The sequence below is a fragment of the Rubellimicrobium roseum genome (assembly GCF_006152145.1).
GTDB classification, from domain to species: Bacteria; Pseudomonadota; Alphaproteobacteria; order Rhodobacterales; family Rhodobacteraceae; genus Rubellimicrobium; species Rubellimicrobium roseum.
The window spans coordinates 225,150-239,185 of sequence record NZ_VDFV01000002.1; the positions used below are offsets into that span (position 1 = coordinate 225,150).

The window sequence follows — 14,036 nt, forward strand, 5'->3', positions numbered from 1 at the left end:
TGAGGGGCCGCGCGCCCACCCAAGGCCATTCGCGGAGATAAGGGGGGGCGGTCCCGCTGTCAACGCGGCCCTTCGGGGCTGCCCGATCAAGGCTTCGTTCCATGCTGAAACAGCTCATGCTCCTCCAGACGGCCTCCGCGCTCGCCCTGGCGCTGGCGCTGCCCGTCGCGGCCCAGGATGCGGCGACGGAAGAGGCCCCCGCGGCCGAGGACACCGCCCCGGTCGTCCCCGACGGAGAGACGACCGACGCCCAAGCCACCGACGCCCCCGCCGAGGGCGCGACCGCCGAGGCCCCTGCCCCGGCCACCGATGCTACGCGCGACACGGTCGTGGCCAGCGTCAACGGCACCGACATCACGCTGGGCCAGGTGCTCGTGGCCGCGCGGCAGCTTCCGGCGCAGTACCAGCAGCTTCCGCCCGACGTGCTGTTCGGCGGCGTCGTCGACCAGCTCATCCAGCAGGAGCTGCTGGCCCAGCAGGCGACCGAGCCCTCGGTCGCGACCGGCATCGCCATCGAGAACCAGCGCCGAGCGCTGCTCGCCAACGAAGTGCTGGGCGACATCGCCGGAACGGCCGTCACCGACGAGGCCGTGCAGGCCGCCTATGACGCGCAGTACGGCAACGTCGAGCCCGCGACCGAGTGGAACGCCTCGCACATCCTCGTGGAAACCGAGGAGGAGGCGCAGGCCGTCGTCGAGCGGCTGAACGCCGGCGAGGAGTTCGCGGCCGTGGCGCAGGAGGTCTCGACCGACACCGGGTCGGGCGCGCAGGGCGGGGAGCTCGGCTGGTTCGGCCCCGGCATGATGGTGCCCGAGTTCGAGACGGGCGTGTCGGGCCTGGAGGCCGGGCAGACCTCGGCGCCCATCCAGTCGCAGTTCGGCTGGCACGTCATCCGCCTGAACGAGACCCGCCCGCAGGAGGCCCCGGCGCTCGACGCCGTGCGTGCGGAGATCGAGGGCCAGCTCCAGCAGCAGGCCGTCGAGGCGCGGCTTGCCGAGCTGGAGGCCGGAGCGCAGGTCACCCGGCCCGAGCCGGGGCAGTTCGACCCTGCCGTGCTGAACGACGCCACGCTTCTCGAGGACTGACTTGGCCACCAAGATCTCGCCGCTGGCGCCCGCCGCCTTCCCGGACCTCCCCGTGATCGGGGGGGTCCGCTTCGCCTCGGCCGCCGCGGGGGTGCGCTACAAGGGCCGCACCGACGTGATGCTCGCGGTCCTGGAGAACGCGACGGTGGCCGGGACCTTCACGCGCTCGGCCACGCGCTCGGCACCCGTAAGGGACTGCCAGAGCAAAATGGCACAGGATGAAGGCGGGCCTGCGGCCTTCGTCATCAATTCCGGCAATTCCAACGCCTTCACGGGCCGGGTCGGCGAGGAGGCCGTCGCGGGCATCTGCGCGGCCGCGGCCCAGGCACTGGGGCTGCCCGAGGGCCGCGTCTTCACCTCCTCGACCGGCGTCATCGGCGAGCCGCTGCCCTGGGAGCGGATCGCGGAGGCCCTGCCCTCTCTGCGCGACGCTCTCGATGCGGGCGGGATCGAAGCGGCGGCGCGGGCCATCATGACCACCGATACCTTCCCCAAGGGGGCCTCGGCCGAGGTCCGGCTTCCGGGCGGGACGGTGCGGATCGCCGGCATCGCCAAGGGTTCGGGGATGATCGCGCCCGACATGGCGACGATGCTGGTCTATGTCTTCACCGACGCCCGGATCGGGCGGGCGGAGTTGCAGGACATGGTCTCGGCCGTGACCGACCGGACCTTCAACCGGATCACGGTGGACAGCGACACCTCGACCTCGGACACGCTGCTGATGGCAGCGACGGGGGCCTCGGGCGTGGACGTGGGCGGCGAGCCCGCCTTCGCCGCGGCGCTGGAGCGGGTGTTCCTCGACCTTGCGCTGCAGGTCGTGCGCGACGGCGAAGGAGCCACGAAGCTCGTGGAGGTGCGGGTGACGGGGGCAGCCTCCGAGGCCGACGCGCATCGCGTGGGGATGGCCATCGCCAACAGCCCGCTCGTCAAGACCGCCATCGCGGGCGAGGATGCCAACTGGGGCCGCATCGTCATGGCCGTGGGCAAGTCGGGGGCCGAGGCCGACCGCGACCGCCTGGCGATCCGTTTCGGCGACATCACCGTGGCGCGGGACGGCTTCCGCGCGCCGGACTACTCGGAGGAGGCGGCCTCGGCCTACATGAAGCGGCAGGAGCTGGTCATCGGGGTGGACCTGGGGATCGGCGACGGCGCCGCCACCGTGTGGACCTGCGACCTGACCCATGGCTACATCGACATCAATGCCGACTACCGCTCCTGAGGCGGCTGGCGCGGGGGAGATCTCCTCCCCCCGTCCCCTCCTGCTCGTGGCCGCCGTGGCTCTCATCGACGCCGATGGGCGTGTGCTGCTCGCGCAGCGGCCCGAGGGCAAGTCGATGGCGGGCCTGTGGGAGTTTCCGGGCGGCAAGGTGGAGCCCGGAGAGACACCCGAGGCGGCGCTGATCCGCGAGCTGCACGAGGAACTGGGCATCGACACCCATGCGTCCTGCCTCGCGCCGCTGACCTTCGCGAGCCACGCCTATGAGCGGTTCCATCTGCTGATGCCGCTGTTCGCCTGCCGGCGCTGGCAGGGGACGCCGCAGCCGCGCGAAGGCCAGCAGCTCGCCTGGGCGCGGGCCTCGGAGCTGCGCCGCTATCCCATGCCCCCGGCCGACGTGCCGCTGATCCCGATCCTGCGGGACTGGCTGTAGGCGAAGTGTGACACTTGCGCCAAGAAACCGCGACCATTTGTGAATTTAATATGTCGTTTACGATTGGTATGGCACGCTTAAGACAGCACGCGTGTCAGGGAGGTGTCGCATGCTTCGGACCATTCAAATCGGGACCTGCATGTCGGTCCAGGGGCTTCTCGTTCGTCAACTCGATGACGGGCGCGTGGTCATCCGCGTGGGCAGCAAGACCTACAAGGGCTATCCGGTGGAGCGCCCCCTGCCCCATCTGGCCTGAGCCCGCCTGACCCCGGACGGGGCGCAAGGGCTCGGTCAGTGGCAGGAGGAGGCCGCCGGGACCGGGCCGATGGCACGGCAGGGAGGTGGCGTTCGGACCCGCGCCGGACAGCGCGGGATCGTTCGGTGGGACAGCTTCATCCCTGCGATGACACCCGAAGCCGCGCCGGTTTTAGGCGTCCTGTGTTGAATGTCCTAGCCGATTCTGGTTCGGGACGGCGCGTCTGAAGAGCTCCAGACTGAACTGATCCAGATGAAGAAAGGGGGACCCGGCGGGTCCCCCTTTTTGTTGCAGTGCCTGGGCGGGGCCGGTCAGAGCGTGCGCTCGACCGTCTCGCGCTCGAAGATCTCGATGATGTCGCCCTGGCGCATGTCGTCGTAGTTCTCGAAGGCCATCCCGCACTCCTGGCCCGAGGTAACCTCGTTGACCTGGTCCTTGTAGCGCTGGAGCGTCTTGAGCGTGCCCTCGTGGATAACGACGTTGTCGCGCAGGAGGCGAACCCCCGCGGACTTGCGCGCCACGCCCTCGGTGACGAGGCAGCCCGCGACCTTGCCCACGTTCGAGACCTTGAAGACCTCCTGGATGCGGGCGTAGCCGATGAACCGCTCGCGCACCTCGGCCTTGAGAAGCCCCGAGGCTGCCTGCTTGATGTCGTCCATCAGGTCGTAGATGATCGAGTAGTACCGGATCTCCACGCCCTTCTGGCTGGCCGAGGCCCGTGCGGGCGCGTTGGCCCGGACATTGAAGCCGATGACCGGCGCCTTGGAGGCTTCGGCCAGGCCCACGTCGGACTCGGTGATCGCGCCGACCCCGGAGTGGAGCACGCGGACGCGCACCTCCTCGTTGCCGACCTTCTCCAGCGCCTGGACGATCGCCTCGGCCGAGCCCTGCACGTCCGCCTTCACCACCACCGGCAGCTCGGCCACGCTCTTGTCCGCCTTGGCGCGGGCCATGAGCTGCTCGAGCGTGGTCGCGGCCCCGGCTGCCGCGCGCTTGTCGCGCGTGACCTTGGCCCGGTAGTCGGCGATCTCGCGGGCCTGCGCCTCGGTCTCGACCTCGTTGAGCACGTCGCCGGCCTCGGGGGTGCCGTTGAGGCCCAGGACCTCCACGGGAACCGAGGGACCGGCCGACTCGACCGTCTCACCCTTGTCGTTGATGAGCGCGCGGACCTTGCCCCACTTCTCGCCCACAACGAAGATGTCGCCCTTGTTGAGCGTGCCGTTCTGCACGAGCACGGTCGCCACGGGACCACGGCCCACGTCGAGCTTGGCCTCGATCACCGCGCCTTGGGCGCGACGCTTCGGGTTGGCCCTGAGCTCCAGGATCTCGGCTTGGAGCGCGATGGCTTCGAGCAGGTTGTCGAGCCCCTGCCCCGTCTTGGCCGACACCTCGACGTCTTGCACGTCGCCGGACATCGCCTCGACCACCACCTCGTGCTGGAGGAGGTCGGTGCGCACCTTCTGGGGATCGGCGTCGTACTTGTCGATCTTGTTGATCGCCACGATCATCGGGACCTTGGCGGCCTTGGCGTGAGCGATGGCTTCGATCGTCTGCGGCATCACCGCGTCGTCGGCGGCCACCACCAGGACCACGATGTCCGTCACCTGCGCGCCGCGGGCGCGCATGGAGGTGAAGGCCGCGTGGCCGGGCGTGTCGAGGAACGTGAGCAGGCTCCCCCCGTCCGTCCGCACCTGATAGGCGCCGATGTGCTGGGTGATACCTCCGGCTTCGCCCGAAACCACGTTGGCCTTGCGGATTGCGTCCAGGAGCGAGGTCTTGCCGTGGTCGACGTGGCCCATGATGGTCACGACCGGCGGACGCGGCAGGAGATCCTCGTTCCGGTCCTCGACGGTATCGATCGCGTGCTCGACGTCGGCGTCGGACACGCGCACCACGCGGTGGCCGAACTCGTCGACGATGAGCTCGGCGGTGTCGGCGTCGAGCGACTGGTTCTGCGTCGCCATGATGCCGTTGCGCATCAGGGCTTTGATGACGTCGGCCACGCGCTCGGCCATGCGGTTGGCGAGCTCGGCCACGGTGATGGCCTCGGGGAGCTGCACGTCGCGCACGACCTTTTCGCGCGGGTCATGCCCGCCCATGGCTTTCTGGCGCGCCCGCTCCTGCTTGCGGCGCATCGCGGCCATGGAGCGCTGGCGGTCGCCGTCGCCCAGGGCCTGCGTGAGCGTGAGCTTGCCGCCCCGCCGCTCGTCGCCCTCGCGGGCGGGCTTGGCCTTGGCCTCCTTGGCGGGGCCGCGGGCGTCGCCTTTCTCGCGGTCGGGCTTGCGGGCCTGAAGCGCGGCGCGGCGGTCCTCCTCGGTGGGAGGCGGGCCGGGCTGCACGGGCGCGCGCGGCGCCGGGGTCGCGGCCTGGGCCGCGGCCTTGCGCTCGGCGATGAGGCGCTTGCGCTCTTCCTCCTCGGCCTTGCGCCGGATCTCTTCCTGGCGGGCCTGCTCCTCGCGCTCGCGCGCCTCGATCTCGGCGCGCTTGCGGGCACGCTCGGCCTCGCGCTCGGCCTCTTCGACGGCGCGGCGCTGGGCCTCCTCCGCCTCGCGGGCGCGGGCGGCGGCAAGCGCCTTCATGCGGCGCTCGAGTTCGGCGTCCGAGATCCCGGCGGGGCGCTTGGACGGATCCCCCAGGATGGCGCTCGCGCGCGTGGCCGTTCCCCCGGCCGCGGGTGCGGCGGGGGCCGCCACGACCCGCTTGCGGGCCTTTTGCTCGACAACGACGCTTTTCGTCCGGCCGTGCGAGAAGCTTTGCTTCACGGTGCCGGGCCGGGCGCCGGGAGCGCGAAGGCCGAGGGGTTTCTTGTCGCCGGTATCGTTCATGAAGGGTATCTGTTCCTCAGGGAGCGGCGCGGTCGCCGCTGTCCACTTCTCTCAGGCCACGGAGTTTCGCGGCCTCCTCTACAACACGATCGGCCAAGGCGCCAGACGCCAAAGCCGCATGAATGACGTTCGGGCGACCGAATGCGTGCCCCAGTTCGTCGCCCGTGAGGCAACTGAAGTAGCGCGCGCCTTCGGGCGTCCAGAGCTTGGCCTTGCCCCGCTCGGAGCCGTCGGAGGCCTGGAGCAGGACGCGGATCCGGGCCCAGCGGCCCTTGCCCAGGCCCTCGCCCGAAAGGGCCAGGGCCTCCTTCACCTTCTCGAAGCCCGCGATCGCGAGCCCCGCCTTGCGCGCGAGCGACACGAGGTCCACGACGCGGTGGGCGAGCTGGCGCTCGACCTCCTCGGCCAGACCTTCGGGCACGTTGACGGGGGCCTTGGCCGCGCGGGCGAACTGGCCCTTCCTCGCCTGCTCCAATATGGGGCGCGATGCCGTCACATACAGCCCCCGGCCCGGCAATTTTCCAACAATGTCCGGCACGACCGCGTTATCGGGTCCCACCACGAAACGGACGAGGCCCGACTTGGGCCCCGTCTCGCCGGTCACGAGGCAGCGCCGCTCGGGCTCCTCGGGACGCATCTTCGCTCCGCCTCGCGTCATCGCGGCTGCCCGGAGGAGGTCAGGCCTCCTCCGCCTCCTCTTCGCGGCCCTGGTCGAGCTCGTCGGGGTCGACCCAGCCGAGCGCCACGCGGGCGGACATCACCATGTCGCGCGCCTCCTCGAGCGAAAGGTCGAACTTTTCCAGGATGCCGGTGTCCTTGACGCGGTTGCCGTCCACCTCGGTCCAGCCGCCGGCCAGTTCCCAGTCGGCGAGCGTGGCGAAGTCCTCGAGCGTCTTGACGCCGTCGGCGGCCAGCGCCTCGATCATCGGGGGCGTGAGGCCGGGGAAGTTGATGAGCGACTCCTCGACGCCCAGGGCGCGGGCGCGGTCGAGCGCGGCCTTGCGCTGCGCCTCGATGTGGTCGCGGGCGCGGGCCTGCAGCTCCTCGGCGGTGGACTCGTCCACGCCGTCGATGCCGAGAAGCTCGTCCTGGTCGACATAGGCCACTTCCTCGACGGTGCGGAAGCCTTCGGCCACGAGAAGCTGGGCGAAGAATTCGTCGAGGTCGAGCGTGCCCATGAAGAGCTGCGTGCGCTCGTCGAACTCCTTCTGCCGGCGGCTCGACTCCTGCTCCTCGGTGAGGATGTCGATGTCGCGGCCCGTGAGCTGGGAGGCGAGGCGCACGTTCTGGCCGCGCCGCCCGATGGCGAGCGACAGCTGCTCCTCGGGGACGACGACCTCGATCTTGCTGGTCTCCTCGTCGAAGACGACCTTGCTGACCTCGGCCGGCTGGAGCGCGTTCACGAGGAAGGTGGCGATGTCCTCGCTCCAGGGAATGATGTCGATCTTCTCGCCCTGCAGCTCGTTGACGACGGCCTGCACGCGGCTGCCGCGCATGCCGACGCAGGCGCCCACGGGGTCGATCGAGTTGTCGTAGGACACGACCGCGATCTTGGCGCGGCTGCCGGGGTCGCGGGCCACGGCCTTGATCTCGATGATGCCCTCGTAGATCTCGGGCACCTCCATCTTGAAGAGCTCGGCCATGAAGCGCGGGTCGGTGCGGCTGAGGAAGATCTGCGGCCCGCGCATCTCGCGCCGCACGTCCTTGACATAGGCGCGGATGCGGTCGCCGGGGCGGTAGGCTTCGCGGCCGATCTTCTCGTTGCGGCGCAGGATCGCCTCGCCCGCGCCCACGTCGACGATGACGTTGCCGTATTCCTCGCGCTTGACGGTGGCGTTGATGATCGAGCCCACGCGGTCCTTGAACTCGTCGAACTGGCGATCGCGCTCGGCCTCGCGGACCTTCTGGAGGATGACCTGCTTGGCGGACTGCGCGGCGATGCGGCCCAGGTCCACGGGCGGCACCTCGTCCACGATCTCGTCGCCCACGGCCGGCGCGTCGGTCTGGCTCACGCCCGTCATGCGCCGGGCGTCGGCCTCGGTGGCGGCGCGCAGCAGGAACTGGCGGCCCTCGGCCCCCGCGACCACGGTCACGGGCGTGGCGCCCGTCCGCAGGATCTTGGCGGCCTGATCGGCGGTGAGCTGCGCCTGGTAGTTCTCGACGGCCTCGTCCTCGACGATGGTGCGGACGCGGGTGAAGGTGGCGCGGCCGGTCTTGCGGTCGATGCGGACGCGGATGTCCATCTCGGCGCCGTAGCGACTCTTGGCGGCGCGGGCGAGCGACTCCTCCATCGCCTCGACCACGAGGCCGGGGTCGATCATCTTCTCGCGCGCCACGGCCTCGGCGGTCTGCAGCAGCTCGAGCTGGTTGGCGGAGGTGATGGCCATCAGTTCTTCTCCTCTTGGGTCGGGGCGGGAGCGTCGGCTTCGTCCTCCCCGTCGATGATTTGTTCCACGGCGTCGAATTGCGCCTCGTCGATCTGGCCCGCGTCCTTGCGGCCGCGCAGAGTCTCGCGGATGAGGTCGTCGGTCAGCACGAGCTTGGCGTCGGCGATCCAGTCGAACTTGAGCCCGATGGTCACGGTCTCCTTGCCCTGCTCGATCTCGAGGAGGACCTCGTCGCCCTCGGCGCCCTGGAGCGTGCCCTTGAACCGCTTGCGGTTGTCCACGGCCTCGGACAGCTCGATCTTGGTCTCGAAGCCGGCCCAGGTCTCGAAGTCCTTGAGGCGGGTGAGCGGGCGGTCGATGCCGGGGCTCGACACCTCCAGCGTGTAGGCCTCGGTGATCGGGTCCTCGACGTCGAGGACGGCCGACACGGCGGTCGAAAGGCGCGCGCAGTCCTCGACCTCCATGGTCCCGTCGGGACGCTGGGCCATGATCTGGAGCGTGGGGGTGTGCCCGCTCATGAGGCGCAGGCGCACGAGTTCGAGGCCGAGGTCGGCGGCCACGGGCTCGACGATCTCGGCGAGGCGCTTGTCGATGGCGGTCTTGGCGATGAGGTCGGACATGGATGAGGCAGTCCCGAAAAACGAAAAAACGGGCGCGCGGCCCGTCGATAGTCTGCCGGTGGGCGCCGGGGATGGAAGCCGGCGCGCCGCTGTCGAGAAGGCATATAGGCGGCGGCGCGCGCCGATGCAAGGGATTTAGGCGAACCACCAGCGCTCGGCCAGACGCCCGCCGTCGAGGGGCGCGAGCGGCGAGACCGCGTCATGGGCGAGAGCGCGGGCGTGGACCGTCACCGCCGGGACATGGGCCGCGACCGTGACATGGGCCAAGCGGGCGAAGACCGCCTGCGCGCCCGCGTAGTGGGCGGCGCGCTCGGGGCCGTCGGTGGCGCGGGCGGAGGCCAGCGCACGCAGGAGGTCCGGGTGGCGGCGGATCGCCGCCCAGGGCCCGGCCAGCGCCCTGCGGAAGGTCGCGTCCTCGGTCGGGCAGCCGTCCCACGTGGTGAAGCGCAGCTCGACACTCTGGAGCGCGCGGGCGGCCTCGGGGTCGAGGGGGGGCGGAGGCAGGTCCGAGAGGGCCGGATGGAGCGGCCCGAGCGGATGGTCGGCCGCCGGCGTGCCCCCATGGAGGGCGGCGAGCGCGGCGCGGTCGACGCCCTGCCGCAGCAGTTCGTGGAACCGCCCGTCGGCGCGGCGCCGGATCGTGACGTGGAGCTGCCGGTTGCCCTGCACCGCCGTCACGCCCAGGCCCGCGGCGCGCGCCTCCTCCAGAAGCGCGGGCGGCAGCGGGCCGGTGACATGGGCCTCGCCGGCGACGACCGCCTCCAGGCGGTCACGGGGAGCGGGCCGGTGCAGCGCCTCGATGGCGTCGAACCAGCCGGCGCGGCCGTCCTTCCAGTGGCTGGGGACGCGGTCGAGCCGGAGCCGGTCCTCGGGCTGGGTCTCGGCCACGCGGTAGAGCCCGGTGCCCACGCCGTCGAGGCGGCCCTCGGGCCCGATCACCAGCGCCGGGTCCGCCAGGAGGAAGGGCAGGTCGGGGTCACCCTCGTGAAGCTCGATGCGCAGGCCCTGCGGTCCCTGGGGCTCGATCCGCTCGATCCGCGACAGCGCCCAGGCCGCCGGGCCACGGCGGTGCCGTTCGAGCGAGGCGATCACGTCGGAGGCGCGCAGGGGCGTGCCGTCGTGGAAGCGCACGCCGGGGCGCAGCGCCACGAACCAGGCCCGCGCGCCGGGCGCGGCCTCCCAGGACTGCGCGAGTTCGCCCGAAAGCTCGCCCGTGGGGCCGATCTCGGTCAGGGTGTCGTAGACGGCGCCGGGCCCGAGCGCGGCGGGCGCCTCGGCCCAGCCCGGGCCCTGGGGCAGGGGACGCGCCACCGCGAGGCGCAGGACGCCGCCCCGCGCGCGGGCCTGGAGCGGCACGCCGCTGGCCGCCAGAACCCCCGCCAGCACGCCCGCGCCCAGGAGGCCGCGCCGGCTCACCCGCGAGTCGAGGCGGCGCAGCGGAGCATCGGGGCGGCGGCGCGGGATCATGGGGTGGCGTGCCTCCGGCGGGGGGCGAGCCGGTCGCCCAGGGCGTCCATGGCCCGGACGAGCGCGGCGGTGATGCCGGGCTCGGACAGCGCGTGGCCGGCCTTGGCGATCATCTCCAGCCGGGCGGCGGGCCAGGCGCGGGCGAGCGCCCAGGCCGAGGAGGGCGGGCAGATCATGTCGTAGCGCCCCTGCACGATCACGCCGGGAATATGGGCGATGCGGTCCATGTTCGACAGGATCGCCTGGGAGGGCGCCAGGAAGCCGCCGTTCACGAAATAGTGGTTCTCGAGGCGGGCGAAGGCGCGCGCGTAGTCGGCCGGCGCGTCGAAGCCGCCGAGCGGCGCGCCGGTCACCGCGTGCAGGCCCCCCGGTCCCTCGCTGTCGATGGAGGCCAGCGCGTTCTCCCATCCCGCCCAGGCACGGGCGAAGCGGACCTCCTCGCGCAGATCGCCCGAGAAGAGGCGGCGGTGATAGGCGGCGATGAGGTCATGGCGCTCCTCCTCGGGGACAAGGGTGGTGAAGCGGTCCCAGAGGTCGGGCCAGAAGGCGCCGGCGCCGCCGCCGTAGAACCAGTCGAGCTCGCCCCGCGTCATCAGGAACACGCCGCGCAGCACGAGGCCGCGCACCCGGTCGGGATGGGCCTGGGCGTAGACCAGGGCCAGCGTCGCGCCCCAGGAGCCGCCGAAGACGCAGGCCCAGGCGTCGATGCCCAGGTGCCGGCGGATCCGCTCGATGTCGGCCACGAGGTGCCAGGTGGTGTTGGCCTCGACGGAGGCGTGCGGGCGCGAGCGGCCGCAGCCGCGCTGGTCGAAGAGCACGACCCGGAAGACGCGCGGGTCGAAGTAGCGGCGCATGGCCGGGCTGCAGCCGCCGCCCGGGCCGCCATGGAGCACGACCACGGGCAGGCCGTCCGGGTTGCCGCATTCCTCCACATAGAGACGGTGCCCGTCGCCCACATCCAGCGCGTGCGTCGCATAGGGCTCCTGCCCCGGATAAAGAGCGGGATGCGGCGCAAAGCGCGAGATCAGGGGCGCGGAGGACTTGTCCATGGCCGAGCTATATCATTCCTAAGGGCAAAGTTGCGAGAGGATGGAATATGGATATGCGCGCGGACGACGCGACCGTGAAGGAGACCTCCGGTCGCAGCATCGACACGGCCGAGGTCGAAAAGTTCGAGCGGATGGCCGCAGAATGGTGGGACTCCCAGGGGAAGTTCAAGCCGCTTCACATGCTCAATCCGGTTCGCCTCGACTACATCGTGACCCGTATTGCGTCGCGTTTCGGGCGGGATCGCGGCCATGAGGCGCCGTTCTCGGGCCTCCGCCTCCTCGACATCGGCTGCGGCGGCGGCCTGCTGAGCGAGCCCATGGCGAGGCTGGGGGCCGAGGTGGTGGGCGCGGACGCGGCGGCGCGCAACATCCCCGTGGCGCGGCTTCATGCCGAGCAGTCGGGCCTGCGGATCGACTACCGCCACACCACCGCCGAGGCGCTGGCCGAGCAGGGCGAGCGCTTCGACGTCGTGCTGAACATGGAGGTGATCGAGCACGTGGCCGACCCGGCCGACTACCTGCGGTCGGTGCGCGAGCTTCTGCGGCCCGGGGGGCTTCACATCTGCTCGACGCTCAACCGCAACGCCAAGAGCTATGCCATGGCCATCGTGGGCGCCGAGCAGGTCATGCGCTGGCTGCCCAAGGGCACGCATGACTGGCGCAAGTTCATCACGCCCGAGGAGCTGTTCGAGATGATGCGCGCGGCCGGGCTGCGCCCCATCGACCGCATGGGCATGGTGTTCAATCCGCTCACCTGGAGCTGGCGGCTGTCCGAGCGCGACCTGTCGGTGAACTACGTGACCGCCAGCGTGCGCGAGAGGGACCCTCAGTAGCCGCGGCGAAGGACGGCGACGGTGCGCTCGGCCAGGTCGAAGCCCGCGCGGCGGTAGAGCCGGCCCGGTGCGCCCCCGGTTTCGGCCACGAGGACGAGGCGGGCCTCGGGATCGCGCTTCAGCGCCGCTTCGGCCGCGCGGCGGATGAGGGCCGAGGCGAGGCCCCGGCGGCGCTGCGCGGGGGCGGTCTGGACGGTCTGGTAGCGGGCCAGGCCCTCGCCCTGCACCACGCCCAGCGAGGCCGCGAGGCGTCCGCCCGCGAAGGCGCCCCACCAGCGGGCGAGCCCGCGCCCGGCCTGCGCGCGCTGCCCGCTCAGGCGCCGACGCAGGAAAGGCTCGTGCCGCGCGAGGTCGAGGCCGTCCTCGGCAGCCAGTTCCAGGCCCAGGGCAAGGACGTCGTCCCAGTCGGCGTCGCGGCGCAGCTCGCGCAGCTCGGCATCGGGCGGCAGATCGGAGGCTGGCGGGACCCCGGTGCGGGCCAGGACGTCCGAGACCTCGACGGCGAAGCCCCGCGGCTCCCACAGGGGGCGGACCTCGTCGGGGTCCAGATCGGGGACGTCCCAGGCGATGCTGACGTGTTCGGCGGTGGGAAAGCGGCGGTGGAAGAGGGCGGTCTCCTCCTCCGGGTCTCCCGGGGGGCCGAGCAGGATGAGGCCGTTGCCGGACCAGTAGTCGGGCTCCTGGGGGGTGCGGATCACGACGTGATCGGGATGGCGCTCGACCTCGGCGAGGCCCGAGAGCGCCAGGAGGTCGGTGCGGAAGCCCAGCGACCTCATGCGGGGGCCGCGAAGGAACGGTCATGGCGAAGGGCGGGGATGCGGGCCCGCGCCTCCTCCACCTGTGCGAGGTCGAGGTCCACCAGCGTCAGCCCCGGCTCGCGGCCCGCGTCGGCCAGCACCTCGCCCCAGGGGGCGACGGCGAGCGAGTGGCCGTGGGTGTGGCGGATCGTCGCGCCCGAGGCATGGGTGCCGGTCTGGGCGGCGGCGAGGACGAAGGAGCCCGTCTCGATGGCGCGGGCGCGCAGGAGGGTTTCCCAATGCGCCTCGCCCGTGGGCCGGGTAAAGGCGGCGGGGACGAGGAGGACCTGCGCGCCCGCCTGCGCGAGCGTTCGGAAGAGATGCGGGAAGCGCAGGTCGTAGCAGATGGCGAGGCCCAGGGCGGCCAGGGGCGTGCGGGCGACCACGGCGCGGTCGCCGGGGCGGAAGCCCTGCGATTCGCGCCAGGTCTCGGCGGCCGAGACGTCCACGTCGAACATGTGGATCTTGTCGTAGCGCGCGGCGATGGCGCCCGAGGGGTCGAGAAGGAAGGAACGGTTGGCCAAGCGACCGTCGCCGTCGTCGGGCCGGATCGCCAGCGAGCCCAGGGCGATCCAGAGGCCATGGCGCGCGGCCTCCTCGCGCAGGCCCGCGAGCACGGGGTCGCGCGCCTCGTTGGTGGCGACCTCGTGCAGGCGGGCACGGGGGGCCACGCAGTTCGTGACCTCGGGCGTGCAGAGGAGCTGCGCGCCGCCCGCCGCCGCCTGGGCGACCAGGGGACGGAGGCGGGCCAGGTTCTCCTCCGGGTCGTCGCCGGAGGTGAACTGGAGCAGTGCCGCCCGCATCAGGCGGCGAGCAGGGGATCGAGCTTGCCCGCTTCCTCGAGGGCGTAAAGGTCGTCGCAGCCGCCGACATGGTCACCGTCGATGAAGATCTGCGGGACGGTGCGGCGGCCGCCGGCGCGGCTCACCATCTCGGGGCGGCGGGACGGGTCGCGGACCACGTCGACCTCGGTGTAGCTCACGCCCTTCTGGGCGAGCAGGCGCTTGGCGGCGTGGCAGTAGCCGCAGGTGGGCGAGGTGTAGATCTCGATGTTCGCCATGGCGGAGA

14 protein-coding genes are annotated in these 14,036 nt (G+C 71.7%); 5 read left to right on the top strand and 9 right to left on the bottom strand.

Annotation, left to right across the window (positions count from 1 at the left end; all coding sequences use genetic code 11):
- Window positions 1-101: 101 nt before the first annotated feature.
- The 4 genes from FHG71_RS03505 (at window position 102) to FHG71_RS23385 (ending at window position 2,990) form a co-directional block, all read left to right on the top strand.
- Complete coding sequence (locus FHG71_RS03505) at window positions 102-1,085, top strand: peptidylprolyl isomerase (protein WP_139080226.1); 984 nt, start codon at window positions 102-104, stop codon at window positions 1,083-1,085.
- A gap of 1 nt (window position 1,086) precedes the next feature.
- Window positions 1,087-2,304 carry a bifunctional glutamate N-acetyltransferase/amino-acid acetyltransferase ArgJ gene (argJ, locus tag FHG71_RS03510; protein ID WP_139080227.1) on the top strand — a complete coding sequence of 406 codons (1,218 nt, stop codon included), beginning with the start codon at window positions 1,087-1,089 and terminating at the stop codon, window positions 2,302-2,304.
- Window positions 2,285-2,734: an 8-oxo-dGTP diphosphatase MutT gene (mutT, locus tag FHG71_RS03515; RefSeq protein ID WP_139080228.1), complete on the top strand. Its 450-nt coding sequence runs from the start codon at window positions 2,285-2,287 to the stop codon at window positions 2,732-2,734. Before argJ ends, mutT begins: the two co-directional genes overlap by 20 nt.
- Before the next feature lie 109 nt (window positions 2,735-2,843).
- On the top strand, window positions 2,844-2,990 hold the full coding sequence (locus FHG71_RS23385) for a hypothetical protein (RefSeq protein WP_176559269.1): 147 nt from the start codon (window positions 2,844-2,846) through the stop codon (window positions 2,988-2,990).
- Between the two features lie 311 nt (window positions 2,991-3,301).
- On the opposite strand, the gene infB is transcribed toward FHG71_RS23385, so the two are convergent.
- The 6 genes from infB to pip all read right to left on the bottom strand — a co-directional run bounded on the left by infB (window position 3,302) and on the right by pip (window position 11,338).
- Window positions 3,302-5,815: a translation initiation factor IF-2 gene (gene infB / locus FHG71_RS03520; RefSeq protein WP_139080229.1), complete on the bottom strand. Its 2,514-nt coding sequence runs from the start codon at window positions 5,813-5,815 to the stop codon at window positions 3,302-3,304.
- 16 nt (window positions 5,816-5,831) lie between these two features.
- On the bottom strand, window positions 5,832-6,473 hold the full coding sequence (locus FHG71_RS03525) for an RNA-binding protein (protein ID WP_139080230.1): 642 nt from the start codon (window positions 6,471-6,473) through the stop codon (window positions 5,832-5,834).
- Between the two features lie 19 nt (window positions 6,474-6,492).
- On the bottom strand, window positions 6,493-8,202 hold the full coding sequence (gene nusA / locus FHG71_RS03530; RefSeq protein ID WP_139080231.1) for a transcription termination factor NusA: 1,710 nt from the start codon (window positions 8,200-8,202) through the stop codon (window positions 6,493-6,495).
- Window positions 8,202-8,822 carry a ribosome maturation factor RimP gene (gene rimP / locus FHG71_RS03535; RefSeq protein ID WP_139080232.1) on the bottom strand — a complete coding sequence of 207 codons (621 nt, stop codon included), beginning with the start codon at window positions 8,820-8,822 and terminating at the stop codon, window positions 8,202-8,204. Before rimP ends, nusA begins: the two co-directional genes overlap by 1 nt.
- A gap of 135 nt (window positions 8,823-8,957) precedes the next feature.
- The gene (locus FHG71_RS03540; protein ID WP_139080233.1) at window positions 8,958-10,289 is read right to left on the bottom strand and encodes an ABC transporter substrate-binding protein; all 1,332 of its coding nucleotides are present in this window, start codon (window positions 10,287-10,289) and stop codon (window positions 8,958-8,960) included.
- Complete coding sequence (gene pip, locus FHG71_RS03545; RefSeq protein ID WP_139080234.1) at window positions 10,286-11,338, bottom strand: prolyl aminopeptidase; 1,053 nt, start codon at window positions 11,336-11,338, stop codon at window positions 10,286-10,288. Before pip ends, FHG71_RS03540 begins: the two co-directional genes overlap by 4 nt.
- Before the next feature lie 53 nt (window positions 11,339-11,391).
- On the opposite strand from pip, the gene ubiG reads away from it, so the two are divergent.
- Window positions 11,392-12,171 carry a bifunctional 2-polyprenyl-6-hydroxyphenol methylase/3-demethylubiquinol 3-O-methyltransferase UbiG gene (gene ubiG / locus FHG71_RS03550; RefSeq protein WP_139080343.1) on the top strand — a complete coding sequence of 260 codons (780 nt, stop codon included), beginning with the start codon at window positions 11,392-11,394 and terminating at the stop codon, window positions 12,169-12,171.
- Here ubiG and FHG71_RS03555 read toward each other — a convergent pair.
- Genes FHG71_RS03555 through grxC form a run of 3 tightly spaced genes read right to left on the bottom strand, consistent with a single transcriptional unit; the run spans window position 12,165 to window position 14,028 of the window.
- Window positions 12,165-12,947, bottom strand: a complete 783-nt coding sequence (locus FHG71_RS03555) for a GNAT family N-acetyltransferase (RefSeq protein ID WP_139080235.1) — start codon at window positions 12,945-12,947, stop codon at window positions 12,165-12,167. The genes ubiG and FHG71_RS03555 overlap by 7 nt on opposite strands.
- Window positions 12,944-13,771, bottom strand: a complete 828-nt coding sequence (locus tag FHG71_RS03560) for a carbon-nitrogen hydrolase family protein (RefSeq protein WP_139080236.1) — start codon at window positions 13,769-13,771, stop codon at window positions 12,944-12,946. The genes FHG71_RS03555 and FHG71_RS03560 overlap by 4 nt, the downstream gene beginning before the upstream one ends.
- The gene (grxC, locus tag FHG71_RS03565; RefSeq protein WP_139080237.1) at window positions 13,771-14,028 is read right to left on the bottom strand and encodes a glutaredoxin 3; all 258 of its coding nucleotides are present in this window, start codon (window positions 14,026-14,028) and stop codon (window positions 13,771-13,773) included. Before grxC ends, FHG71_RS03560 begins: the two co-directional genes overlap by 1 nt.
- Window positions 14,029-14,036: the final 8 nt, after the last annotated feature.